We start from the raw sequence: 22,374 nt of genomic DNA on the forward strand, positions 1-22,374 counted from the left end.
GATGAGGCGACCTCCTGAACCGGGTCGGCAGGCTGTCGCCTGGCCTATGAGGTCAGTCTAGATCAGACGTTCAGTTGAAGAATACGCTGCACATTCGTCGTGGTGGATAACGCGATATCGTGGCGACTGCTCGCGCGGAGTTCCGCCACCACGTCCGCGACCTTCGCCACTCGCGATGGTTCATTGCGCTGACCCTGAAACCCGCACAGCGGCATGTCGGGGCTATCGGTTTCCAGCACGAAGCCATCGTCGGGCAGTGACGCCACCACTCCGCGCAGCTTGTTGGCACGCGGGTAGGTCACGCTACCGCCCAGCCCCAGCACGAAGCCAAGCTCGAGAAAGCGCTCCGCCTGCACCTGACTGCCCGCGAAGGCGTGGATGATGCCGCCACGGGTGAGTCGTGCCTGCTTGATACGCTTGGCGACTTCGTCATTGGCGCGCACGCAGTGCACGATGACAGGCAGGGAGAATTCGCGTGCCATGCTCAGCTGGACCTCGAACAGCTGCCATTGGGCATCATGATCGGCCAGTCGCGCATCGAAGCCACATTCGCCCAACGCGACGACCTGGCCAGCATGCTGATCGAGGGCCTGATGAAGCGCCGCCAGCGCGTCATCGCCATGCTCGGACAGAAAATAGGGATGCAGTCCCAGGGCGCCGAAGATACGCGCCGGTGAATCCACCAGCGCCAGCACTGCCGGGAAGCTTGCCACCGTGGTGGCGGGCACCACGAAGGCCGAGACATCTTCCTGCTCGGCACGCGCGATGACCGCCTCACGATCCGGCGTGAAGTCAGCGAAATCCAGATGGCAATGGCTGTCGATCAGCATGGAATCTCCCGGGGATGGTCGTACAGCCATCGTGCTATATCTGCGTGTGACAGACAAACGAAGGGACCGGCCTGGTGGCCGGTCCCTTGAGGACGAGTATCGATATTGCTTGTCAGTCACCGTGACTGACGCAGATGGCCTAGGCCGCCTCCACCGGCGCTGCCGGCGCCAGCTCGGAGGTGCAATGACCACAACGGGTCGCCGCCAGCGGCACCTTGGAAAGGCAATACGGGCAATCCTTGTCGGTGACCTCTTCCGGCGCTTCCTCGGCTTCCTTCTTGAGCTTGTTGATCTGTCGGATCAACACGAACACCGCCAGCGCAACCAGGGCGAAGCTGATGATGGCATTGATGAACAAGCCATAGTTCAGCGTGACGGCTCCCGCTTCCTTGGCGGCCTCGAGACTGGCATAGGGCGCGGCCTGAGCGCCTTCCTTGAGGACGACAAAGAAGTTGGCGAAATCGACTCCGCCGATCAGCAGCCCGATCAGCGGGTTGAGCATGTCACCGACCAGACTCTTGACGATCAGTGTGAATGCCCCGCCGATGATGATGCCGACCGCCATGTCGACGACGCTTCCCTTGACGGCAAAATCACGAAATTCCTGCATGAATCCGGACATCTGTCATCTCCTGTCACTCGCTAACCATCCGGTGGATTGCCACGCATCATGCATGGCCCGCACTGAGACACATCCCACGCCATTGTTGTTGTCATTGTCTGCGCCCTACCGACCTTCGCCCCAGCAAGCTTCATCACACGGATGCCAGCAAGACAACATGACCCAAACATTATGCCGTGCTGATGCCACGCCATGGGTTGGCTGTGTAAACGTAGGGTTACACGCATGTCTGGACACAAAAAACGCCACCTTTATCCGGGCATAAAAAAACGCCACCCCGAGGGGTGGCGTTCTTCATGGCGTGATCGACAGACTCGCTATCGCAGCGCCATTACTACATCGCCGCTGCAGCAACTCCGTCGCGGCAACGCCGTTATGGCAACTGTCTCAGTGCTCACGAGTCGCGCGGAAGGTAATGTCCGGCCAGCGTTCCTGGGTCAGCTGCAGGTTGACGCGGGTCGGCGCGATGTAGGTCAGCCAGCCACCGCCGTCGTAGGCCAGGTTGGCACTGGCCTTGCGCTTGAAGTCTTCCAGCATCTTGGTGTCATCGCAGTAGATCCAGCGTGCGGTCTGCACATTGATCGCCTCATAGATGCACTCGACCTTGTACTCTTCCTTCAGGCGGTGAGCGACCACGTCAAACTGCAGCGTACCGACGGCACCGACGATCAGGTCGTTGTTGTCGAACGGCTGGAAGACCTGGGTCGCGCCCTCTTCGGAGAGCTGCTGCAGGCCCTTCTGCAGCGCCTTCATCTTCAGCGGGTCCTTCAGGCGCACGCGCTTGAATAGTTCCGGCGCGAAGTGCGGAATGCCGGTGAAGCGCATGTCCTCGCCGATGGTGAAGGTATCACCGATCTGGATGGTGCCGTGGTTGTGCAGGCCGATGATATCGCCCGGCCAGGCCTCTTCCACGTGGGAGCGGTCCGCCGCCATGAAGGTCAGGGCGTCAGGAATCTTGACGTCCTTGTTGATGCGCACGTGGCGCATCTTCATGTTCTTCTCGTACTTGCCGGAGCAGACACGCAGGAAGGCGACACGGTCACGGTGTTTCGGGTCCATGTTGGCCTGGATCTTGAACACGAAGCCGGTGAAGCGCTCATCGTGGGCGGTGACTTCGCGGGTATCGGTATCGCGCGGCTGGGGCGGCGGGGCATATTCGACGAAGCCGTCGAGCATCTCGCGCACGCCGAAGTTGCCCATGGCAGTACCGAAGTAGACCGGCGTCAGCTCACCGCGACGATAGGCCTCGAGATCGAACTCGTGGGAGGCGCCGCGCACCAGCTCGACTTCCATGCTCAACTCTTCGATCAGGTCTTCGCCCAGCACTTCGATGGCTTCGGAGCTATCGAGGCCCTTGATGCGCACGTCATCGGGAATGCGGTTGCCCTGGCCCTGCTTGTAGAGATGGATCTCGTCATTGAGCAGGTGATAGACGCCCTTGAAACCCTTGCCGACACCGATCGGCCAGGTCATCGGCGCACACTGGATGTTGAGCACCGTCTCGACTTCGTCCATCACCTCGATGGGGTCACGCGTCTCGCGGTCCATCTTGTTGACGAAGGTCAGGATCGGCGTGGTGCGCAGGCGGCAGACTTCCATCAGCTTGATGGTGCGGTCCTCGACACCCTTGGCACCATCGATGACCATCAGCGCCGAGTCGACGGCGGTCAGCGTCCGGTAGGTATCTTCGGAGAAGTCCTCGTGCCCGGGGGTATCCAGCAGGTTGACCATGCGGTCCTTGTAGGGGAACTGCATCACGGAGGTGGTCACGGAGATGCCACGCTCCTGCTCCATCTTCATCCAGTCAGAGGTTGCGTGGCGATCGGCCCGCTTGCTCTTGACCGAGCCGGCCATCTGGATGGCATTCCCGAACAGCAGCAGCTTCTCGGTGATGGTGGTCTTACCGGCATCCGGGTGAGAGATGATGGCGAATGTACGGCGCACATCCGCCGCCTTGGCAATCTGGGAATCTGACATGAGCTGAAAGGCATCCGGCCCGACGTGAGGCACGCCGCGCGCACTGTTGGGTGAATAGCAGAACAAGACGAATGGCGCGCATTGTAGCGGCTGGCGCGGCGCGGCAACAGAGGCGAGCGCGATCAGCGCCCTTCAGTCATCCTTGCGCGCGCGAAAATGCCAGGGCCCCTCGCCCACCGGCGCCTGATCATTGAGGATCTCGTGGCGGATGGCATCCTCGATCTCGTCGCTGTCCAGGGGATAGAGCCCGCATTGCTTCAGTGCGCAGCGAACCCGGATATCACGCCCGAGATATTCGAGCAGCACGCGAGTGCTGGCCGGCGTGCGGTCACCACTTGCCGATACCCCGATCCGCAGCCCCTTGAGGCGCGACACACGGCTGGTGAAGGTCGGGTAGAGAATGGTCTGGGTGATCTCATTGCCGGTCATCGACTCGTAGTCGGTCATGAAGATGCGATCGCTCAGATAGAACGCCATCCCCTGATACTTGCAGTGTGACACGCCGATACCGGACGACTCGCGCTCGACCAGGCGCTCAAGACGCTGGTAATAGACGCCATCCTCACGCTGGATGATGGACACCAGCCCCCGCAGTATCCGCCCCGGCGACGACATCGACAGATAATACTCATAGTAGTGGCCCACATAGCGGCTCAGCTCGGAGGCGCCCGAGCGTCTCAGCTGCGCCAGCGGCTCGCTCTCCACACGCGTGGCGTGACTCTCGCGCGGCTTGGGGCGCACCTGCACCAGACGCTGGAACTGACGATTGGGCAGCAGGATCTCGTGCTCCTCCACCCCGAAGAACTCGCAGATCCGCCGCAGCGTATGCGCGGCGGGCCGGTACTGACCGCTCAGATATCGATTGAACTGCGGCCGACTGATCTCGAGCCGCCGACTCACCTCGGCGATGGATCGGTAGTAGCTGCACAGCAGTCGCAGATTGAGGGCCAGGTCTTCGTTCATGGGTCTGTCTCGCGCCGGGATAGAGCCTCAGTCTACGCCGCTCCCCCGCCATGACCCAGAGTGCGTCAGGCGCAGTCTGTATCAGATAGTGCGTCTGAGTGCGCCACCTTGAGTCAGGTCGTCAAATTCCGTGCCTGACGAGTGAATGATGCAATGCAGAAGTCCCTCACACGCAGATAGTAATAACCATAAAAGAGGCTATCGCATGACTCCTGCATCCAAACTCACGTTCCACGGCGGGCCCTGGGTCTCGTTCCTGCCCATCCTGTGCTTCATCACCACGGCCATCCATGTGGCCACCAGCCTGGAGGAGCCGACCATCCAGGGCATGTGGGTCGGCATTCTCGCCGGCCTGCTGGTCACCTTCCTGTTTGCCCGTGACAAGTCCGTCTACAGCGACACCATCATGAAGGGCATGGCCAGCAAGGTGGCCATCGCCCCGGTGGCGGCGTGGATCTTTGCCGGCATCTTCGCCACGGTACTGCGCTCCTCGGGACTGGTGGACGGCATCCTGTGGGCGGCCTATCACACCGGCGCCACCGGCACGGCCTTCCTCGTCGTGACCTTCCTCGCCTGCGCCCTGTTCGCCACCGCGGCAGGCACCGGCTTCGGCACCATCGCCGCGGGCATGGGCGTGCTCTATCCCGCGGGCGTCATGCTGGGCGCCGACCCGCTGCTGCTGGCAGGGGCCATCGTGGGCGGCGGTGCCTTCGGCGACAACCTGGCGCCCATCTCCGACACCACCATCTCCTCGGCGGCGAGTCAGGGCGCTGATATCGGTGGCGTGGTTCGCTCCCGACTGCCCTTCACGCTGGTGGCCGGCAGCATCACGCTCGTGGTGATGGTGCTGATCAGTCTGACGCAGCAAACGACGCCGCTGGTCATCGCGCATGAACAGCTGGCCGAGCACATGGACCCCAAGGGCCTGGTGATGTTGCTGCCCGCCCTGGCCGCCATCTACGTGGCCATGAAGAAAGGCGATGTGATCTTCGCCACCACCGTGGGAATTCTGTCCGGCATGCTGGTGGCGATGCTCACCGGCCTCAATACGCTGAGCGGTTTCGTGTCGGTCGAGAATGGCGCGCTGATCAATGGCGTGGCCGGCTGGATGGCAGACCTGTCGATTCTGGTGATCCTGCTGTCGGCGGGCATTCGCCTGATGCTCGATGGCGGTGGCAGTGAGAAGCTCATCAATGCGCTCAAGGGCGTCGTGCGCACACCGCGTGGCGCGGAAGCCTCCTCCGCCGGGCTCTCGCTGCTGATGTCTTCGCTGATGAGCATCAATGCCCCTGCGATCCTCGCGGTCGGCCTGTCCTACGCCAAACCGGTCGGTGAACGCTTCGGCCTGAGCCCTTACCGACGCGCCAACATCATCGACAGCATGTCCTGCACCCTGGTCTATTCGCTGCCCTGGTCCGCCGCGCTGCTGTTCGCCTCCGGGCTGTCCGTGAAAGCCGCCGAAACCTTCCCCGGCGTGCCGGCCCTGATGCCGCTCGATCTGACGCCCTGGGTGCTCTACGTCTGGGTCCTGCTGGCCGTGATGAGTGTCTCCATCGCCACCGGCTGGGGCCGTCGTTTCAGCCCGGCAGGCCAGGCGAGCGTCCAGGACGAAGCCACCGGCGACACGCCCGCTGTGCGCTCCTCACTGTCAGCGTCAGCCCCAAGTTCAGTCTCAAGTTCAGTAAGTTCAGCCAACTGATCTGCCCCTGATTGAGCTGCTCTTGACTGAGCTGCCCTCGACTGAACCTTCACTGCCTGCCCCGCAACATGACGACGGACACCGCCATGCAAGATACTGAGCTGCGCCAACGCAACGTGATCGGCATCCTCACCGGCTCCGGCCCGGATGCCGGACTGGATCTCTGGAACAAGCTGCTGATCGCCAACAAGGCCCGTATCGGGCCTGGCTATCGGGGAGATCTGGATGCCCCGCATGTCCACCTGATCTCCCAGCCGGCGCTCGGGCTGTCCATGGAGCTCGAGACTCATGACCAACAGGTGTGGGAGGCGCTGGCCGACAGCGCCCACAAGCTCGCCGAGCATGTCGACTACTACGCCATCGCCTGCAATACGCTGAACTACTATCAGCCCCAGCTGGAGGCTCTGGCGCTGAATGCCCGGCTGGTGTCGTTCAGCGATGTCGTCATCGACAGGGGGCGGCGCGACGGCTTGAGCAAGGTGGCGCTGCTGGGCGCGAAGTCCGTGACGGACATGGGGGAATGGTCACCCTATCGGGCACTGGCGGAGGTAGTTGAAGTCGAGGTGCCCGCCGACCCACACCTGCTGCATCAGATCATCTATGACGTGAAGGCGCATGGCGGCGATGACCCGAGCGTGGTCCAGCGCTTTCATGCGCTGCTGGAGAGCCTGTCGGCAGACACCGTGCTGCTGGCCTGTACCGAGCTGCCACTGATTCCCGTCAGCTTGTCAGACAACGACGCAGCCCCCGCCAAGACACTGATCGATGTCACGGAGCTGGTCGCGGAGGAACTCGCCCGCAAGTCCTGCGGCGTCTGACCCCGCTTGGCGCCGCCTGACCCCGCCTGACCTCCCCCTCCTTGACCCAGCCCTGGCAACAGTTAACTGCCTGCCAGGGCCTTACTCCTCGCTCTCAGACAGTGACTCGACGATACGGCACTGCGCCACCACCCCGCCGGCGCAGCAGTGCGTCAGGCGCTGCAATTCCTCCTCCATGACGGCGAGGTCGCGCTGACGCTTGCGCACCTCGGCCAGCTGCGCCTCGATGCGCGCATCTATCTGATGGCACGGCAACGCCTGCTGATCCGCCAGCCCCAGCAAGGCGCGGATATCATCCAGCGAGAAACCCAGACGTCGACAACGGCGGATGAAGGTCAACCGGCGCAGTTGTGCATTGCCATATTCACGATAGCCGTTGGCCGCACGCCGCAGCGGGGCCAACAGACCCTGCTTCTCGTAGTAGCGGATCGTCACCGCCTGGACGTCTGAGGCCTTGGCCAGCTGACCGATGCTCATCGCCCCTGTAACAGCCCCTGTGCAAGCCGATGATCTTTGCGGGTCTTGCGCTGCTATTCCCGGCTCGCGCTCGGATCCTTGTGTCATGATGCTTGACCTTATAGTGACTATAACCTCCATGCTGTCAGCAATTCGACAGGAGGCCAAGACCCCTTATGAAAAGCTGTTGCGAAAGCAAGTCCGACGAGCTGGTAGAGCTCAGAGCCTCTCAGGGCAAGGTGCTCAAGATATTGCTGGCACTGAATGCCAGCATGTTCTTCATCGAATTCACCGCAGCCTGGTGGCTGGGCTCCACCGCACTGCTGGGGGATTCACTCGACATGTTCGGCGATGCCAGCGTCTACGCCCTGACCCTTTATGTCCTGCATCGCAGCGTGCGTGAACGTGCATTGAGCGCGCTGGTGAAAGGCATCGTGATGCTGGCGCTGGGCGTGATCGTCCTTGGCGAGGCGGGCTATCAGGCCCTCCATGGCGTCGCCCCTGCCGCATACGGCATGGGCGCCTTCGCCCTGCTGGCGCTGGCCGTCAATCTGGTCTGCTTCGGCCTGCTGTGGCGCTTCAAGTCGGATGATCTGAACATGCGCTCCACCTGGCTGTGTTCACGCAATGACATCATCGCCAATGCCTCGGTCTTCGGGGCCGCGATACTGGTGGGCTGGACGGGCTCCCGCTGGCCGGATGTGCTGCTGGGGGCGGCGATTGCCGCACTCTTCCTGCAGTCCGCCTGGCAGGTGATTCGCGACGCGCGAGTAGAGCTTGGCGAGGCCAAGCAGGCCGAAAGCGCGCAAGCTGAGCATGAGCAAGACGCAAGCTCGCAAACCTCTGACGCTCCGCCATCATCCTGCGCCACCCGCAGTTGTTGCGCGCCATCCACGGCTGCCGTGGTGGTCGAGCAGACACCCGCCAGCGGCGACAGCTCCAGCAAGTGCTGTCGGTGAGACGATGACCCGAGACAAGAAAGCGCCCCGTCGAGACCGCCGAGGCGCTTTCTTGTCGGGATACCGACAATGATCAGCCCACCGGACAATCTGGCTGACGCTCGGGGTGGGCCTGCTGGAAAGCTTCCAGTGACTGACAGGCCGCCTCGATGGCCAGAATCCTCGGGTAGTCCTTGAGTTCACACTCGAAGCGGCGCGCATTGTAGAGCTGGGGCATCAGGCAGGCATCCGCCATGCCCGGGCTATCGCCATGGCAGAACCGCCCTGCACTTTCCGCCAGCATCACTTCCAGACGCGCGAAGCCCTCGGCGACCCAGTGTCGATACCACTCAAGGCGCTGCTGCTGGGTGACCTCAAGCCGATCGGTCAGATAATTGAGCACGCGCGGATTGTTGAGCGGATGCATCTCACAGGCCATGAACTGGCACAGTGAGCGCACCTTCGCACGCGCTTCCGGCGCTGAGGGCAATAGCGCCGGAGTGGGCCAGCGCTCCTCCAGATATTCCATGATCGCGAGTGACTGGGTCAGGGCCACAGATGTTGGGGTATCTCCCACCATCAGGGTCGGCACCAGTCCCTGGGGATTGATGGCCAGATAGTCCTCGCTGCGCTGTTCGCCCTTGAGCAGATTGACCGGCACCTGAGCGACCTCTATCCCCTTGAGCGCCAGCGCGATTCTTACCCGATAGCTGGTAGATGAACGGTAATAGCCATACAGGCTCATTGAACTCATGCTGCACTCCCCTGTGACGCGGTTGGGTGCCGGCCGCCCCTTCGCACTACCTCGCACCCAGTTGGCTTGAGGCTTACCGGCACACGACGTCTTCCCGAGACGTGTCTCTGAGAAGTTCTACCTCACGACGACGCCCTCAGGCGTCCAACTGCGTCACCTGCTGATCAATGGCGCCGAAGATACTCTGACCATCGCGATCGAACATCTCGATGCGGATGCGATCACCGAAACGCATGAAGGGCGTGCGAATCTCATCGAACAGGATCTTCTCGACCATGCGCACTTCCGCCAGACAGCTATAGCCCACGCCCCCTTCGCTGATCGGTTTGCCGGGGCCGCCATCCTTGCCGGGATTGGACACGGTGCCTGAGCCGATGATCGCACCGGAGCCCAGGGGGCGAGTCTTCGCGGCATGCGCCACCAGCTGCGGGAAGCTGAAGATCATGTCTGGCCCGGACTCTGGCTCACCGAACTTCTCACCATTGAGATGCACGCTCAGCGGCAGATGTACGCGCCCCTGCTGCCAGGCATCCCCCAGCTCATCCGGCGTCACGGCGATGGGCGAGAAGCTTGACGACGGCTTGGCCTGGAAGAAGCCGAAGCCCTTGGCCAGCTCGCCGGGGATCAGCCCACGCAGACTGACGTCATTGACCAGCATCAACAGGCGAATGTGGTCCTCGGCCTGTTCCGGACTGACGTGCATCGGCACATCATCGGTGATGACGGCGATCTCGCCTTCGAAATCGATGCCATGCTCCTCACTGACGCATACGATATCGGCGCTGGGGGCCAGGAAGCTGTCGCTGCCGCCCTGATACATCAGCGGGTCATGCCAGAAGGTCTCGGGCATCTCGGCGCCACGCGCCTGGCGCACCAGCTGGACATGGTTCAGATACGCCGAGCCGTCTGCCCACTGATAACTGCGCGGCAGCGGGGAATGCAGCGCCTGGCTTTCCAGCGCAATGGCGTCCGCCAGCGTGCCATCATTGAGCGCCGCGTAGCGTTGCTCGAGCCTGGGCGCCAGCGACGTCCAGTCTTCCAACAGCGCCTGCAGGGTCGTTGCGACATCCGCGACCTTGACGGCGTGGGTCAGATCACGGGAGACCAGCAGCAGCGTTCCATCACGGGAACCATCCTGGTAGGTAGCGAATTTCATGGGTGCCTCCTTGAAGAGCAACGTGAGCAAAAATGCAGGAATTGCCTGGGGTCGGATGACGATGAACAGTCAAAGGTCATCACTGATGCAGGGTGAATTAAGGAGTGAATCAAGGGGTGAATTGAGGAGTGGTGTGAGGCGTGAAGTGAGACGCGAGCCCCTGCCAGACCGAGCCGTAGTCGCGCTGACGAGCGCTCGACGACAGGGCCTGCGGGGTGGGCTGGAACAGATAGCGACTCTCGAACATGAAGGCGAGCGTATTGCCCTGATAGCGGGGGGCAAGTTCCGCCTGACTGGCGGCCTCGAAGGTGGCAGCGTCGGGGCCATGCGGGGTCATGGCGTTGTGCAGACTCGCGCCGCCCGGGCGGAAGCCTTCGCGCTTGGCGTCATATTCGCCATGGATCAGCCCCATCAACTCGCTCATCAGGTTGCGATGGAAATACGGCGGCCGGAAAGTGTTCTCGGCGACCATCCAGCGTGGCGGGAAGATCACGAAGTCGAGATTGGCGACCCCGGCGGTGTCAGACGGTGATGTCAGCACGGTGAAGATCGAAGGGTCAGGGTGATCAAAGCTGACCGTATTGATGGTATTGAAGGTTGCCAGATCATATTTGTAGGGCGCGTAGTTCCCGTGCCAGGCCACGACATCCAGCGGCGAATGACCCAGGCTCGCGCGCCAGAAACGCCCGCCGAACTTGGCCACCAGCGTGAAGTCACCGGCTTCGTCCTCGAAACGCGCCGATGGCGCGAGGAAGTCACGCGGATTGGCCAGTCCATTGCTGCCGATGGGTCCCAGCGAGGGCAACTCGAGAGGCGCGCCATAGTTCTCGGCCACATAGCCTCGACAGCCCTCCGCGTGCCCCGCCAGCGGATTGAGCTGGAACTTGATACCACGCGGAATCACGACGATCTCGCCGCTGGCGACTTCCAGCAGGCCCAGCTCGCTGCGTACCTCGATGGCACCCTGCTGCGGCACGATCAGCAATTCGCCATCGGCATTGTAGAAAAAGCGCTGCTGCATGCCGCGAGAGAAGGCGTAGAGATGCGTGGCACAGCCCTGCTGCGCCTGGGCGTCCCCATTGACCGCCAGCGTGATCAGGCCTTCCAGAAAATCGCCGGCACAGAACTCGATGGGGTCCCAGCGCATCGGGTTGGGATCCGGCATTCCCTCGGCCAGCGGTGCGGTGGCGACCTGCGGCATCTCCATGGGCTGATAGGCACCCTGCACCACCGAGGGCCGAATGCGGTAAAGCCAGCTGCGCAGATTGTGGCTACGCGGCGCGGTGAAGGCCGAGCCACTCAACTGCTCCGCGTACAGGCCATAGGGGCAACGCTGGGGAGAGTTCTGGCCCTGCGGCAAGGCGCCAGGCAACGCCTCGCTGGAGACATGATTTCGAAAACCGGCGTGATAATGACACTCAGCATTGCGCTCGCGCATGACGATTCATCTCCTTGTGGGCTCGCGGCTCCTGATGACCTGGGGCATCCACGGCACGACATGCCGCCACCGCCCTCAACTAGTTACACATGAAACCATATAGACAGATCCATACCTTGGCAATCGCTCAAGTGCTCGACTTTTGTCTTGCTCGCTGTCGAAAGTGGTAACATCGGTAACCTGATCCGACCGCCCTGCACTGTCGTGACAACGCAGGTCAGCCCTCTCACCGAGACAGGTAACTCTCGATGCAACGCACTGATGACACTCCCGAAGCGCGCGATGCCCTTGATGGGGATGCCTCACAGGACACGCCCCGCTGCGAGCTGGATCTTGACCAGTTCCTGCCCTATCGCCTCAACCGGCTGGCCGAGCGCACCAGTGAGGCGATGTTCGCCCGCTATGGCGAGCGCTTCGCCATCAATGTCGCCGAGTGGCGTCTGCTGGCCTGGTTGAGCCGCGGCGTGCCGATGACCGCGCGGGAAATCAGCCTGCGCACCCACATGGACAAGGTACGCGTCTCGCGCGCCGTCAAATCACTGGAGAGCCGTGAACTGATCCTGCGTCGTCCGAGCGAGCAGGACCAGCGTGCGCAGCTGCTTGTCCTGACCGCCGAGGGCGAGGCCATGCTCGCCGAGCTGATTCCCGAAGCGCGGCGTTTCGAGGATGAGCTGCTCGGCGCCGTCAATGCACGCCAATACCGTGATCTGCTGCTCACCATGCAGACTCTGGAGCGACAACTGGATCAACTGCCGGGCAGCGACTGAGGCAGGCATGCAAGGCGCTCATCAACTGAATGACAGGGGATTTCCTGGCCGCCATTTCGCGTGACGTACAATTATGGTATAGGTTGCGTACTGTTTTTAAGGAGCCTTGCCAGCATGCATCGCAAACCGCACCTGCCCAGCAAGCCATGTCAGACCTGCCAGCGCCCCTTCACGTGGCGCAAGAAGTGGCAGGGCTATTGGGACGACGTACGCCATTGCAGTCAGCGCTGTCGTCGCAACGCACGCCAGCTGGCAAGGGAGGCGCGCGATGACGTCCACTGACCCCTGGCTGGTATGGTTGAACGAGGACCTGCGCCTGTATGACAACCCGTTGTGGCAAGCCGCGCTCGAGGAGCAAGCCTCGCACCTGCTGGTCGTGCATGTGGTGGCGGAGACGACCTTTCAGCCCTTCGGCAGCGTCAGTGCCGGAGAGTCACGCCTGCAGCCGCTCAGCATGGGACGGCAACATGCCCTGCTCGGGAGCCTGGAATCGCTGCGCACGCGACTTCAGGCACTGGGCAGTGACCTGCTGATCCTCCATGGCGACGCGGCACAGCTGATTGGGCAACTGGCAAGGCAATATGGCTGCCGAGGCGTCATCACGCGCCGCGCCACGGGCGTGGTGGAACAACGCCAGCAACGCGCGGTGGCAAGCCAGTGTCGCCTGCGGCAATTGAACAGTGGTTTGCTGCTGGACGAAGACGAGCTGCCGGAACCACTCGCCGCACTCCCCGAGAGCTTCAGTGCCTTCCGGCGCAAGCTGGAGAAGGCACGCCCGAGCCTCACCGACATGCCTGCCCCGCTGGACGCGCCGTCCACGCTCCCCGGTTGGCCAGAGTCCGCCCCTCGCGGCTTTCAGGGCACGGCCAGGCACCTGCTCAAGGCTCGCCACTGGCAGGCCGACACCCGTGGCGAATACACCTTTGCCCCCGGAGAGCCCGCCGGCTTGCAGCGCCTGCAGGATTACCTGAGCCCGGCCTTCGCCGGCCAGTACAAGACCACCCGCAATCGTCTCAGCGGCGCAGATTTCTCGACCCGCTTCTCCGTGTGGCTGGCACTGGGCTGTCTGTCACCGCGGCGGATACTGGACACGCTGCACCGCTTTCAGACCACACTGCCCGAGGACTGCGCGCATCCGCAGGCTGCCTTCAAAAACAGCGACTGGATCCGCGTCGAGCTTTTATGGCGCGAGTACTTCCACTGGGATGCACGGCGGCTGGGCAGGCACACCTTCACGGGCGAGTCCCCAAGCCACGACGCGGCTCAGCCGCGCAGCCATGCGCAGACGTCGGAAGCGCTTGAACGCTGGCAGACCGGAATGACCGGGGTGCCGTGGGTCGATGCCGGCATGCGCGAACTGGCGGCTACCGGCTGGCTGAGCAACCGCATGCGCCAGAACGTGGCGAGCTTTCTGGTCAAGGACCTTGGCGTGGACTGGCGCCAAGGAGCGGCCTGGTTCGAGCATCAGCTACTGGATCACGACGTCGCCTCCAACTGGGGCAACTGGCGCTATCTGGCGGGTATCGGACGTGATCCGCGCGGGGATCGCCACTTCAACATGATGAAGCAGGCACGCCAGCATGATCCTCTCGGCCATTACGTCAGCCGCTGGATACCGGAGCTTGCGACACTACCCGCCGGCATGCAGCGCCATGCGCCCTGGCTCGCCTGGTCAAGCAGCGCAGGGCGCAACGGATCAGCGGGCCACTACCCGCGCCAGCCTCTCACGCATGTCGAGGGTTGGGAGGCCCATCTGGCCGACATCACACCGACACGCGTGACGCCCTGGCTGAGTGGCTCCTTCGAGCGAGGCTGACAAGCGTTGAACCACGAAGAGAGCGCCACAAAGCGGGCACAACGAAGAGAAAGCAACGCAGGGGATTGCATGGCGCCTTGGCGCTAACTGGCCGTCAGGGCTGCACTTTATGAGCCTTATTCACTATCATGGCCGCATTCCTCGCAGGAGTCGTCATGAATCAGCCGCTACCGCCACCACTGTCCACGCCGCACCGCAATCTCATTCGTCTGACCATCGCGCGCGGCATCACCTGGACCGGCTTTCTCATCCTGATCATCTTCGGGATCGAGATCATCGGCTTTCAGCTCAACGTGCTGCCCGTCATCTCGATCATCATCGCGATGGGGCTGGTCAATGTCGCGACCTGGTGGCGCCTCGGGCAGTCGCATCCCGTCACCGACACCGAGAACCTGATTCACCTGCTGGTGGATATCGCCGGTCTGACGATGCTGTTCTTCCATACCGGTGGCTCCACCAACCCCTTCGTGCCCTATTATCTGGTGCCGGTGACCATGGCGGCCGCAACGCTCCCTTGGCGTTATGCCTGGGTGATTGCCGCGGTCGGCATGGGCTGTTACAGCTTCCTGATGGTGTTCTATGAGCCGGTGCCGCAGCTGGCGACCTATGAGCTGGGCGGACGCATCAGCCTGCATGTCATCGGCATGTGGCTGAACTTCGGCCTGTCGGCGTCGCTGGTGACCTACTTCATCTACAAGATGGCCCATGCCCTGCGCACCCGGGATCAGGCGCTGTCCACCACGCGTGAGGCCGCCCTGCGCAGCGAGCAGGTATTGGCGGTGGCCAGTCAGGCCGCCGGCACCGCGCATGAGCTGGGCACCCCGCTCTCCACCATGGCGGTGCTTTTGAGCGAGATGCGTGAGGATGCCAAGGACAAGGGCGACCCGCAGCTAGAGGATGATCTTGCCCTGCTGCGCAGTCAGGTCGACACCTGCAAGCAACGCCTGCAGGCGATGGTGGCCGCAGCCGACCGCCGCCGCATGGAGCAGCCCCAACCCATCAATGCCGCCCAGTGGCTGGAGGAAATCGTGCAGCGCTGGCTGGTGGTGCGCCCGGACGTGCAGCATAGCGTCGAGGTGACGCCCGGCGCTGAACAGGCCTCCATGCTGGTGGACACAACGCTTGAGCAGGCGCTGATGAACCTGCTCAACAATGCCGCTGACGCCTGCCCGGATGATATCGAGATCACCCTGGAGCAACGCGATCAGGAAGTGCTGATCGATATCCGCGATCATGGCGATGGTGTGCCCATGGCGGTGGCGGATCAGCTCGGCGAGACCTTCATCTCCACCAAATCCAAGGGCATGGGCATCGGCCTGTTCCTCACGCATGCCACCATCAATCGGTTCGGTGGCGGCGTCAGTCTGTACAACCACGAAGATGGCGGCACCTTGACGGAAGTGCGCCTCCCCCTTCATCTGACATGATGGCGGCAAAGACCGCCCAAGCGAGAACCCTGATGAGCGATGCAACCCGACTGCTGATCATCGACGATGATGAATTCTTCTGCCAGGTCACGGCGCGCGCCATGACGCGTCGCGGCTATGAAGTGGAAGTGGCCCGTGATGAAGCCCAGGCACTCAGCGTGGCACGCAGCCACCGCCCGGAGCTGATCACGCTCGACCTGAAGCTCGAGCAGAGCTCCGGCCTCAAGCTGCTGCCCGAGCTGATCGCCCTGCTGCCTGACACGCGTATCGTGGTGCTGACCGGCTATTCCAGCATCGCCACCGCGGTGGAAGCCATCAAGCTCGGCGCGGTCAACTACCTGTGCAAGCCCGCCGATGCCGACGAGATTCTCAACGCCTTCAACCGCGAAGGCGGCGACCCTGCCGCCGAGATCTCCGACAACCCGCCGTCGGTCAACCGCCTGACCTGGGAGCACATCCAGAAGGTGCTCAACGAGCACGATGGCAACATCTCCTCCACCGCCCGCGCCCTGGGCATGCACCGCCGCACCCTGCAACGCAAGCTGCAGAAGCGCCCGGTCAAGCGCTGAGACCGCGCCCCTGGCCTGGTCTACATCCCAGGCGACACTTTGCTGCCGGCCAAGCAAAAGCCCTCACCGTCCTCGCTCGCAAGCGCGAATCGATGTTGAGGGCTTCGTGTCTCTGCATTGACTGGAATTAGCTGGTCTTCAAGGGTACGCCGTTACTGCGCCGTCCACCCCAGGTCCATGTTGAAGCTGGAGCCGGTCACCGAGCCTGCCTTGTCGGAGGCCAGCCATACCGCCATGTCCGCCACTTCGGAGGGATCGATCATGTGCTTGATCGCCGCGCCCTTGAGCATGATCTTCTCGATCACTTCATCCTCGGGCATGTCATTGAGCTTGGCCTGCTCGGCGATCTGCTTGTCGACCAGCGGCGTGCGCACGTAGGCCGGGCAGATGGCATTGGCGGTGATGCCGCTTTCGCCCCCTTCCAGCGCAGCGGTTCTGGTCAGCCCCATCAGGCCGTGCTTGGCACTGACGTAGGCCGCCTTGCCCGGTGACGCGACATGGGCGTGAATGGACGCCATGTTGACGATGCGCCCATACCCATTCTTCTCCATGTGCGGCCAGGCCGCCTGGATCAGCGTGAACGGCGCACTCAGCATCAAGGCGATGATCTGATTCCACTTGGCTTCGGGGAAGTCCTTGATGCGCTCGACATGCTGGATACCGGCATTGTTGACCAGGATATCGAGGCGCCCGAAACGGGACACAGCTTCATCCACCGCCGCGCGACACTGCTCGGCATCCGTCAGGTCGGCCTTGAAGAAGGCAGCCCCTGCCTTGTCGGCGACTTCTGCCCCCTCATCACTGAAATCGACCGCCAGCACCTGATGCCCGGCATCGCACATCGCTTGCATGATGGCGGCGCCGATACCACTGGCGGTGCCGGTCACCAGTGCAACACGGACAGGGGAAGACTGTTGTTCACTCATGCGAATCTCCTGACAGAGGGGAATGTCATGCTGCTCTGCAACATATAATGAAGATAGCGCTAATCTAGCCGTCTTTGCCACCCGACCATCGCCGAGTTGCACTCCCCGTTGGCATTATCGAGCGCCAGCCAGCATCACAGCCGCATGATGCATTCGACGCAATCATTGGCCTCCGCTGACGCAACCCGGCCGACAGGCGCTATTCACGACGAGAAGCGAACCTGCTATGACGGGAAGCGAACCTGCACCAGCAGCCCCGGGGCCTGCGGCGTTCCCAAGGGGCTCTCCTTCAGCGCCAGCGCTGCGCCTAGACGTTCGGCGAGCTCGCGCACGATGGAAAGGCCCAGCCCGGAACCTTGAGTCCTCTGGCCGGCCAGACGCACGAAGCGTTCAAAGACGCGCTCGCGTTCACGCAGCGGGATTCCGGGGCCCGTATCGGCCACTTCCATGCGCCATCCAGCGTCGTCGCGGCGGATATCCAGATGCACCTCTCCGCCTTCTGGCGTATAGCGCAGCGCATTGTCGAGCAGATTGCGCAGCAGCACGTAGAGGCCGTTCTCGTGACTGACCAGCTGCGCGCCGGGCGCAACCTCGATATGCAGCTTGATGCCTCGCTGGCGTGCCATGGGGCCCAGGTCCCGCGCCAGCTCATGGGTCAGCTGGGCGAGATCGACCGGACGACGCGGTGCCTCTGCGCCGCTTTCCAGCCGTGACAGGGTCAACAGCTGCTCCACTACCCGCGTCATGCGATTGACGCCATCCACGATCATGCGTGCCGAGCGCCGCGAGGCCTCATCCCTGGCATCGGCCTCCAGATTCTGGGCATGCACCTTGATGCCCGCCAAGGGAGTCCGCAATTCATGGGCGGCATTGGCCGTGAAGCGCCGCTCCTTGTCGAGGGTGTCCGCCAGACGCGCCAGCAGTCCATTGAGGGCATCCACCATGCCGCGTATCTCGTCCGGCGCCTCGCTGGCATTCAGCGGCTCAAGGTACCCGGGTTGACGGGCCGTGATCTGATGACTGATACGCAATACGGGGCGGAACCCCCGCGAGACCGCCACACCGATCAGCAAGGCGATCACGAGCAACCCGACCACCAGCGCCAGCACGTTGTGCAACGCAATCTGGCCGGTCAGTTCATCGCGCACATCTTCACGCTGGGCCGCCGTGACCCAGATGCCACTCTCGGGGAAATACAGCGTGAAGGTGAACCAGTCATGGTGATTGTCATGCTGCCTGCCATAGCCGGGCACCGGCAGGTAATCGAGCGCCACTGAGCGTGACGAGAGGCCAAGCAACGGCTGGCCCAGCGCATCCCACATCTGGAAGATCAGCTTGTCTTCATAGACATGTCCCAGCGGGGATTTCTCGTGGCCATCGGCAAAGCTCAAGGAGGGCGGACGCAGGCTGAACTGGCCCGATGTCATCTGCTGCAACGTTTCCTGACGCTCGACCGGTGTCAACGAGGCGAGTCGGGACTGATAGAGTCGCCCCAGCATGCGTGCATTCTGGGCCAGCTCAGCATCGAACAGCTCATCAATCTGCTCGCGGGAATCGAAGTAACTCCAGGCAGCGGCCGTCCCCAGCACGACCACGACGCCACCGATCAGGTTGCGCCGCAGGAAACTGCGGATGGATTTCACGTGAGTTCCCCCAGCCGATAGCCCACGCCGCGCACGGTCTTGACCACCCCGGTGCCGAACTTGCGGCGCAGATGGTGCACATGTACCTCGATGACATTGCTCTCGACATCGCCATCCCAGCCATAGAGCTGCTCGACGAGCTGATCCCGGCTGAAGACACGACTGGGGTGCAGCAGCAGGAACTCCAGCAGATCAAACTCGCGCCGCCCCAGCGCGACCTCACTACCGGAGAGCGTGACAGTGCGGCCAGCCTGATCAATGCGCAACGGCCCCAGCTGCAGGCAACCGTTGGCCTGCCCGGCATGGCGCCTGACCAACGCACGCAGACGCGCCACCAGCTCGGCAATGTCGAACGGCTTGACCAGATAGTCGTCCGCGCCGCCGTCCAGACCACGTACCCGGTCGCTGATGTCATCACGTGCCGTCAGGATCAATACCGGCAACGTCTGGCCCTGACGGCGCAGGTGACTCAAGACCTGCAGACCGTCGAGATCCGGCAGGCCAAGGTCCAACACCAGCACATCAAAGGGCGAATGCTTGAGCGTGGCGGCGACGTTGGCGCCCTCCTTCAACCATTCAGTGCTCATGCCCTCGCGGCGCAGGGTATGGCTGACCCCCTCGCCCAACAACGGATCATCTTCGACGAGCAGAACTCGCATCTGGACTCCTTGAAATCGTTCTGATTCTGCCATGTCATATCGGGACATGAGGGGACATGAGACAAGACGTCCGCCACCGAAAGGTGACGGACGTTGCAAGCATACTGCGGGATAGCACATCGCCGGTGTCGATGGATCAGCCAGCCATTACACACCGCTGCGTGCGCGACGCCCCTGGTGTCGGGCATGGCGCCACCGGGCCAGACGCGCCGTCAGCAGCATCCTCTGCTCGCGCAACCCGAGCGCGCCACGCTCCAGCATGCGGCGCGGCCCGCCGATGACCCGCCGCAACGCCTCACCCGCCAACAACCAGCCATACGCGAGCGGGTGCCTGGCTCGCGCCAGCCGCAGTCGGAAGATCAGCTTGCGCGCCTGACGTGCCACACTGACAGGATGATTGCCCTGATGGCGCGCCAGGCGCATCAACAGAGGGTCCTCTTCACCGGTGATCAGCGCCGGGGTATGCAACCGGATACGAGAGTGCTTCGCTGCCGGCAGCGGAACGAAAAAGTCGCCGTCTGCCTGCACGATCAGCTCCAGCAGCGCGCGTCGGCCATCCGCCGAGCCATGAAGCTCAAGACACTCCAGTACCTTGGCGCGCACCTCGGCCGGCCACCCCCCACGCTCGAGCACATGCCAGGCGCGGCCACTCTCCAGATGCCAGCGGCCATCGCCCGGCAGGCTCAGCAAGGTATCGGGGCGCTCCGAAGCCGGGATGTTGTGCAGTTGCGTGCATAGCGCGTCACCCCTCACATCTGCGTGCGTCAGTGACAGGCGGCGGTGTTGCTGGCCACTCGGGGTGGGCAACAACCTGCACAGCAAGGCAAGGTCATCCCCCTCTCGCTCGACCAGAATCAATGCAGCCCCTGCTGCGGCCAGCTGCCAACAGAGCTCTCGACAGCTGGAGGCCATCGGCGCCTCGACCAGTACACGATGCCCGGCAAGGCCAGCGGGCTTGAGATTTGCAGCGGTGCGGGCAAGACCAGTGCGTTCAAGAACTGTGCGTGCAAGAGAGGTGAACATGAGGGCTTTCCTTGGGTCGAGGCATTGCCAGCCACAGAGGCGCGAGTGAATGCCACGCCTTGTGGACCTGCGTAGGAGCATGATCGATCAGCTCACTGACAGACATGTGGCAACGAGGTGACATCTTCACAAGACGTGCTGGCGATTCCCATGGCCAACACGCAAGCGCTGAGCTGAACCATGGAGTGATCACCAGCATGAATGGCTGCGCTTAACGCAAACTTAAGCTCTCACAAGACGATGTCACGATAGCGCTGGCCTGCCTGCTTCTTGCTCGCCGCTTGCTCACCCCCAGCTCGACTCTCCACCAATGCCCCTCATGCTCAGAAGCCGAACAGCCTGACGATAGGCGGCACGATGAAGGCGGTCAGCAGACCGGTCAGCCCCATCGACATGCCAGCGAAGGCACCCGCCAACGTGCTCACCGACGAGAAGCAGAAGGCGGTACCGATACCATGCGCTGACAAGCCCATGGTGAAGCCCTTGACGGTATCGTCTCGCGCCCCTGCCAGTCGCATGACAACGGGGCCTACCACACAGCCCAGAGTGCCGGTCAGCAGCACCAGCCCTGCCGTCAGCGAGGGAATACCGCCCAGTTTTTCGGCGATCCCCATCGCGATCGGCGATGTGACGGATTTGGGCGCCAGGCTCAAGGCCACCTGGGTATGTGCCCCCAGTGCCAGCGCCAGACCCAGGGTGGTGGTCACGGCAGTGACGATACCGACGCAACAGGCCGTCAGCAGTGGCCACAGCATCTGCTTAACCCGATCGAGATGATCAAACAGCGGTACCGCCAGCGCGACGGTGGCTGGCCCGAGCAGGAAGTGGATGAACTGGGCCCCTTCGAAGTAGGTGGGATAGTCGGTATCCGTCAACCACAGAAACCCGATGATCAGCGCGATGGAGACCAGTACCGGATGCGCCAGCGATGCGCCCCGGGCCAGACGATTGATCGCCGTCGCCAGCAGAAAGGCCACCAGCGTCAACAGCAGATGCAGCAACGGAGAAGCGCTCAGGTACACCCACAGGGCGTCAAGCGGGGCCAGATTCATGAGGACACCTCATCGGCGCTGGGTGACTTGCCCCCTGCTCCACTCGGTGTCGCAGAACCTCGATCGATCAAGCGCTGCAATAGCCAGGCCGTGACGAACTGGGTAACCGCGATCGACGCGACCAGCGTGATGGCGATGGCGGTGAGATCGCGTGCGATGAGCTCGAAATGGACCATCACGCCAACGCCCGCAGGCACGAACAGCAGCGACAGATGCGAGAGCAGGCCATTGCTGGCAAGCCTGAGACTGGCAGGCACACGTTCCCGCAGCAGCGCTCGGGCCAGCTGACGTTGACCGAGGTCTCGATCCGCATTCTCGTCAACACGCAGCACTCCTTCCCCCTCTCTGTCCGGGGCAGGCAACAACCGTTTACGCAGCCGCCCTCGCAACATCAACCCCAGCAACAGGAACAACATTCCCAGTACCGGCCCCGGCACCGGAAGCAACAACGCACGCCCCGTCACCTCGCCGAGAAACTGGCAAAGCAGCAAGATGCAGAACCCCTTGATCAACGCCATTTCCTTACAGACTCCTCTTGACCGTGTCAGCCCGTCAGGCCGCCATGCTGACAATTATGTCACAGCCATCCCTGACGCCCTTGCCTCTCCCTCCCGGCATCCTCAAGACCCCAGCGCCCTTGCTGCCCTCAGTGCTCTCAGTGCTCTTAACCCCAACAACGGTGAGGCAACGCTTTACTGTGGTAATCTGCGATCTTTCTTGATCCCCCATCACCGTTACAGACAGGGAAGGCTGCGACACGATGCCAGATTCTCTCGGGCTTGATACATCCATTATTCCCAATTGGATCAAGACATTGCGGCATGAAGAGGATCATCAGGCC

22 protein-coding genes are annotated in these 22,374 nt (G+C 62.6%); 8 read left to right on the forward strand and 14 right to left on the reverse strand.

Annotated features, from left to right (window positions below):
• Nucleotides 1-62 precede the first annotated feature (62 nt).
• From R2R70_RS04355 to R2R70_RS04370, 4 genes are all read right to left on the reverse strand, one after another.
• The gene (locus R2R70_RS04355) at nt 63-830 is read right to left on the reverse strand and encodes a TatD family hydrolase (RefSeq protein ID WP_131432184.1); all 768 of its coding nucleotides are present in this window, start codon (nt 828-830) and stop codon (nt 63-65) included.
• 139 nt (nt 831-969) lie between these two features.
• Nucleotides 970-1,452 (reverse strand): large conductance mechanosensitive channel protein MscL, encoded by a 483-nt coding sequence (mscL, locus tag R2R70_RS04360; RefSeq protein WP_054557004.1) that lies wholly within the window; start codon nt 1,450-1,452, stop codon nt 970-972.
• A gap of 387 nt (nt 1,453-1,839) precedes the next feature.
• The gene (locus R2R70_RS04365) at nt 1,840-3,429 is read right to left on the reverse strand and encodes a peptide chain release factor 3 (protein WP_410977364.1); all 1,590 of its coding nucleotides are present in this window, start codon (nt 3,427-3,429) and stop codon (nt 1,840-1,842) included.
• Between the two features lie 132 nt (nt 3,430-3,561).
• Complete coding sequence (locus R2R70_RS04370; protein ID WP_410977365.1) at nt 3,562-4,392, reverse strand: helix-turn-helix domain-containing protein; 831 nt, start codon at nt 4,390-4,392, stop codon at nt 3,562-3,564.
• A 205-nt stretch (nt 4,393-4,597) separates the two neighbouring features.
• Between R2R70_RS04370 and R2R70_RS04375 the strand changes: the two genes are divergently transcribed.
• Together R2R70_RS04375 and R2R70_RS04380 are read left to right on the forward strand one after the other, a co-directional pair.
• Nucleotides 4,598-6,091: a Na+/H+ antiporter NhaC family protein gene (locus tag R2R70_RS04375; protein ID WP_410977366.1), complete on the forward strand. Its 1,494-nt coding sequence runs from the start codon at nt 4,598-4,600 to the stop codon at nt 6,089-6,091.
• Nucleotides 6,092-6,177: 86 nt separating this feature from the next.
• Nucleotides 6,178-6,909 (forward strand): aspartate/glutamate racemase family protein, encoded by a 732-nt coding sequence (locus R2R70_RS04380; protein WP_410977367.1) that lies wholly within the window; start codon nt 6,178-6,180, stop codon nt 6,907-6,909.
• A gap of 81 nt (nt 6,910-6,990) precedes the next feature.
• Here the strand turns inward: R2R70_RS04380 and R2R70_RS04385 are convergent, their stop codons facing one another.
• On the reverse strand, nt 6,991-7,473 hold the full coding sequence (locus R2R70_RS04385; protein ID WP_410977368.1) for a MerR family transcriptional regulator: 483 nt from the start codon (nt 7,471-7,473) through the stop codon (nt 6,991-6,993).
• Between the two features lie 68 nt (nt 7,474-7,541).
• On the opposite strand from R2R70_RS04385, the gene R2R70_RS04390 reads away from it, so the two are divergent.
• A complete protein-coding gene (locus R2R70_RS04390) occupies nt 7,542-8,324 on the forward strand; it encodes a cation transporter (protein ID WP_410977369.1) in 783 nt (260 codons plus the stop codon).
• A 73-nt stretch (nt 8,325-8,397) separates the two neighbouring features.
• Here the strand turns inward: R2R70_RS04390 and maiA are convergent, their stop codons facing one another.
• The 3 genes from maiA to hmgA all read right to left on the reverse strand — a co-directional run bounded on the left by maiA (nt 8,398) and on the right by hmgA (nt 11,651).
• Complete coding sequence (maiA, locus tag R2R70_RS04395) at nt 8,398-9,048, reverse strand: maleylacetoacetate isomerase (protein ID WP_410977566.1); 651 nt, start codon at nt 9,046-9,048, stop codon at nt 8,398-8,400.
• Nucleotides 9,049-9,193: 145 nt separating this feature from the next.
• A complete protein-coding gene (locus R2R70_RS04400) occupies nt 9,194-10,213 on the reverse strand; it encodes a fumarylacetoacetate hydrolase family protein (RefSeq protein ID WP_410977370.1) in 1,020 nt (339 codons plus the stop codon).
• A 109-nt stretch (nt 10,214-10,322) separates the two neighbouring features.
• On the reverse strand, nt 10,323-11,651 hold the full coding sequence (gene hmgA, locus R2R70_RS04405; RefSeq protein WP_410977371.1) for a homogentisate 1,2-dioxygenase: 1,329 nt from the start codon (nt 11,649-11,651) through the stop codon (nt 10,323-10,325).
• A 248-nt stretch (nt 11,652-11,899) separates the two neighbouring features.
• Between hmgA and R2R70_RS04410 the strand changes: the two genes are divergently transcribed.
• The 5 genes from R2R70_RS04410 to R2R70_RS04430 all read left to right on the forward strand — a co-directional run bounded on the left by R2R70_RS04410 (nt 11,900) and on the right by R2R70_RS04430 (nt 16,230).
• On the forward strand, nt 11,900-12,418 hold the full coding sequence (locus tag R2R70_RS04410) for a MarR family winged helix-turn-helix transcriptional regulator (protein ID WP_410977372.1): 519 nt from the start codon (nt 11,900-11,902) through the stop codon (nt 12,416-12,418).
• 114 nt (nt 12,419-12,532) lie between these two features.
• On the forward strand, nt 12,533-12,700 hold the full coding sequence (locus tag R2R70_RS04415; protein ID WP_410977373.1) for a DUF2256 domain-containing protein: 168 nt from the start codon (nt 12,533-12,535) through the stop codon (nt 12,698-12,700).
• Nucleotides 12,687-14,234, forward strand: a complete 1,548-nt coding sequence (locus tag R2R70_RS04420; RefSeq protein WP_410977374.1) for a DASH family cryptochrome — start codon at nt 12,687-12,689, stop codon at nt 14,232-14,234. Before R2R70_RS04415 ends, R2R70_RS04420 begins: the two co-directional genes overlap by 14 nt.
• 155 nt (nt 14,235-14,389) lie before the next feature.
• Nucleotides 14,390-15,661, forward strand: coding sequence for an ATP-binding protein (locus R2R70_RS04425; protein ID WP_410977375.1), 1,272 nt, complete (start codon nt 14,390-14,392; stop codon nt 15,659-15,661).
• A 32-nt stretch (nt 15,662-15,693) separates the two neighbouring features.
• Nucleotides 15,694-16,230, forward strand: a complete 537-nt coding sequence (locus R2R70_RS04430; protein WP_043336058.1) for a response regulator transcription factor — start codon at nt 15,694-15,696, stop codon at nt 16,228-16,230.
• 152 nt (nt 16,231-16,382) lie between these two features.
• On the opposite strand, the gene R2R70_RS04435 is transcribed toward R2R70_RS04430, so the two are convergent.
• The 6 genes from R2R70_RS04435 to R2R70_RS04460 form a co-directional block, all read right to left on the reverse strand.
• On the reverse strand, nt 16,383-17,156 hold the full coding sequence (locus R2R70_RS04435) for a 3-hydroxybutyrate dehydrogenase (protein WP_054557012.1): 774 nt from the start codon (nt 17,154-17,156) through the stop codon (nt 16,383-16,385).
• 224 nt (nt 17,157-17,380) lie between these two features.
• The gene (locus R2R70_RS04440) at nt 17,381-18,799 is read right to left on the reverse strand and encodes an ATP-binding protein (protein ID WP_410977376.1); all 1,419 of its coding nucleotides are present in this window, start codon (nt 18,797-18,799) and stop codon (nt 17,381-17,383) included.
• On the reverse strand, nt 18,796-19,458 hold the full coding sequence (locus R2R70_RS04445; RefSeq protein ID WP_410977377.1) for a response regulator: 663 nt from the start codon (nt 19,456-19,458) through the stop codon (nt 18,796-18,798). The genes R2R70_RS04440 and R2R70_RS04445 overlap by 4 nt, the downstream gene beginning before the upstream one ends.
• A 147-nt stretch (nt 19,459-19,605) precedes the next feature.
• A complete protein-coding gene (locus tag R2R70_RS04450) occupies nt 19,606-20,481 on the reverse strand; it encodes a hypothetical protein (protein WP_410977378.1) in 876 nt (291 codons plus the stop codon).
• A 323-nt stretch (nt 20,482-20,804) separates the two neighbouring features.
• Nucleotides 20,805-21,533: an LrgB family protein gene (locus R2R70_RS04455; protein WP_054557016.1), complete on the reverse strand. Its 729-nt coding sequence runs from the start codon at nt 21,531-21,533 to the stop codon at nt 20,805-20,807.
• A complete protein-coding gene (locus R2R70_RS04460) occupies nt 21,530-22,051 on the reverse strand; it encodes a CidA/LrgA family protein (protein ID WP_215822922.1) in 522 nt (173 codons plus the stop codon). Before R2R70_RS04460 ends, R2R70_RS04455 begins: the two co-directional genes overlap by 4 nt.
• Between the last annotated feature and the right edge of the window lie 323 nt (nt 22,052-22,374).

The organism is Cobetia sp. SIMBA_158 (assembly GCF_046566945.1).
In the GTDB taxonomy this organism is placed as follows: Bacteria; Pseudomonadota; Gammaproteobacteria; order Pseudomonadales; family Halomonadaceae; genus Cobetia; species Cobetia amphilecti.

Excerpts from the sequence above, each read along its gene's own strand:
- R2R70_RS04355 (WP_131432184.1), bottom strand. The coding sequence starts at position 830 with ATGCTGATCGACAGCCATTGCCATCTGGATTTCGCTGACTTCACGCCG.
- hmgA (WP_410977371.1), bottom strand. The coding sequence starts at position 11,651 with ATGCGCGAGCGCAATGCTGAGTGTCATTATCACGCCGGTTTTCGAAAT.
- R2R70_RS04420 (WP_410977374.1), top strand. The coding sequence starts at position 12,687 with ATGACGTCCACTGACCCCTGGCTGGTATGGTTGAACGAGGACCTGCGC.
- R2R70_RS04445 (WP_410977377.1), bottom strand. The coding sequence starts at position 19,458 with ATGCGAGTTCTGCTCGTCGAAGATGATCCGTTGTTGGGCGAGGGGGTC.
- R2R70_RS04450 (WP_410977378.1), bottom strand. The coding sequence starts at position 20,481 with ATGTTCACCTCTCTTGCACGCACAGTTCTTGAACGCACTGGTCTTGCC.
- R2R70_RS04380 (WP_410977367.1), top strand. The coding sequence starts at position 6,178 with ATGCAAGATACTGAGCTGCGCCAACGCAACGTGATCGGCATCCTCACC.
- R2R70_RS04415 (WP_410977373.1), top strand. The coding sequence starts at position 12,533 with ATGCATCGCAAACCGCACCTGCCCAGCAAGCCATGTCAGACCTGCCAG.
- R2R70_RS04370 (WP_410977365.1), bottom strand. The coding sequence starts at position 4,392 with ATGAACGAAGACCTGGCCCTCAATCTGCGACTGCTGTGCAGCTACTAC.
- R2R70_RS04400 (WP_410977370.1), bottom strand. The coding sequence starts at position 10,213 with ATGAAATTCGCTACCTACCAGGATGGTTCCCGTGATGGAACGCTGCTG.
- R2R70_RS04460 (WP_215822922.1), bottom strand. The coding sequence starts at position 22,051 with ATGGCGTTGATCAAGGGGTTCTGCATCTTGCTGCTTTGCCAGTTTCTC.
- R2R70_RS04375 (WP_410977366.1), top strand. The coding sequence starts at position 4,598 with ATGACTCCTGCATCCAAACTCACGTTCCACGGCGGGCCCTGGGTCTCG.
- R2R70_RS04390 (WP_410977369.1), top strand. The coding sequence starts at position 7,542 with ATGAAAAGCTGTTGCGAAAGCAAGTCCGACGAGCTGGTAGAGCTCAGA.
- mscL (WP_054557004.1), bottom strand. The coding sequence starts at position 1,452 with ATGTCCGGATTCATGCAGGAATTTCGTGATTTTGCCGTCAAGGGAAGC.
- R2R70_RS04365 (WP_410977364.1), bottom strand. The coding sequence starts at position 3,429 with ATGTCAGATTCCCAGATTGCCAAGGCGGCGGATGTGCGCCGTACATTC.
- R2R70_RS04430 (WP_043336058.1), top strand. The coding sequence starts at position 15,694 with ATGAGCGATGCAACCCGACTGCTGATCATCGACGATGATGAATTCTTC.
- maiA (WP_410977566.1), bottom strand. The coding sequence starts at position 9,048 with ATGAGCCTGTATGGCTATTACCGTTCATCTACCAGCTATCGGGTAAGA.
- R2R70_RS04435 (WP_054557012.1), bottom strand. The coding sequence starts at position 17,156 with ATGAGTGAACAACAGTCTTCCCCTGTCCGTGTTGCACTGGTGACCGGC.
- R2R70_RS04425 (WP_410977375.1), top strand. The coding sequence starts at position 14,390 with ATGAATCAGCCGCTACCGCCACCACTGTCCACGCCGCACCGCAATCTC.
- R2R70_RS04455 (WP_054557016.1), bottom strand. The coding sequence starts at position 21,533 with ATGAATCTGGCCCCGCTTGACGCCCTGTGGGTGTACCTGAGCGCTTCT.
- R2R70_RS04410 (WP_410977372.1), top strand. The coding sequence starts at position 11,900 with ATGCAACGCACTGATGACACTCCCGAAGCGCGCGATGCCCTTGATGGG.
- R2R70_RS04385 (WP_410977368.1), bottom strand. The coding sequence starts at position 7,473 with ATGACACAAGGATCCGAGCGCGAGCCGGGAATAGCAGCGCAAGACCCG.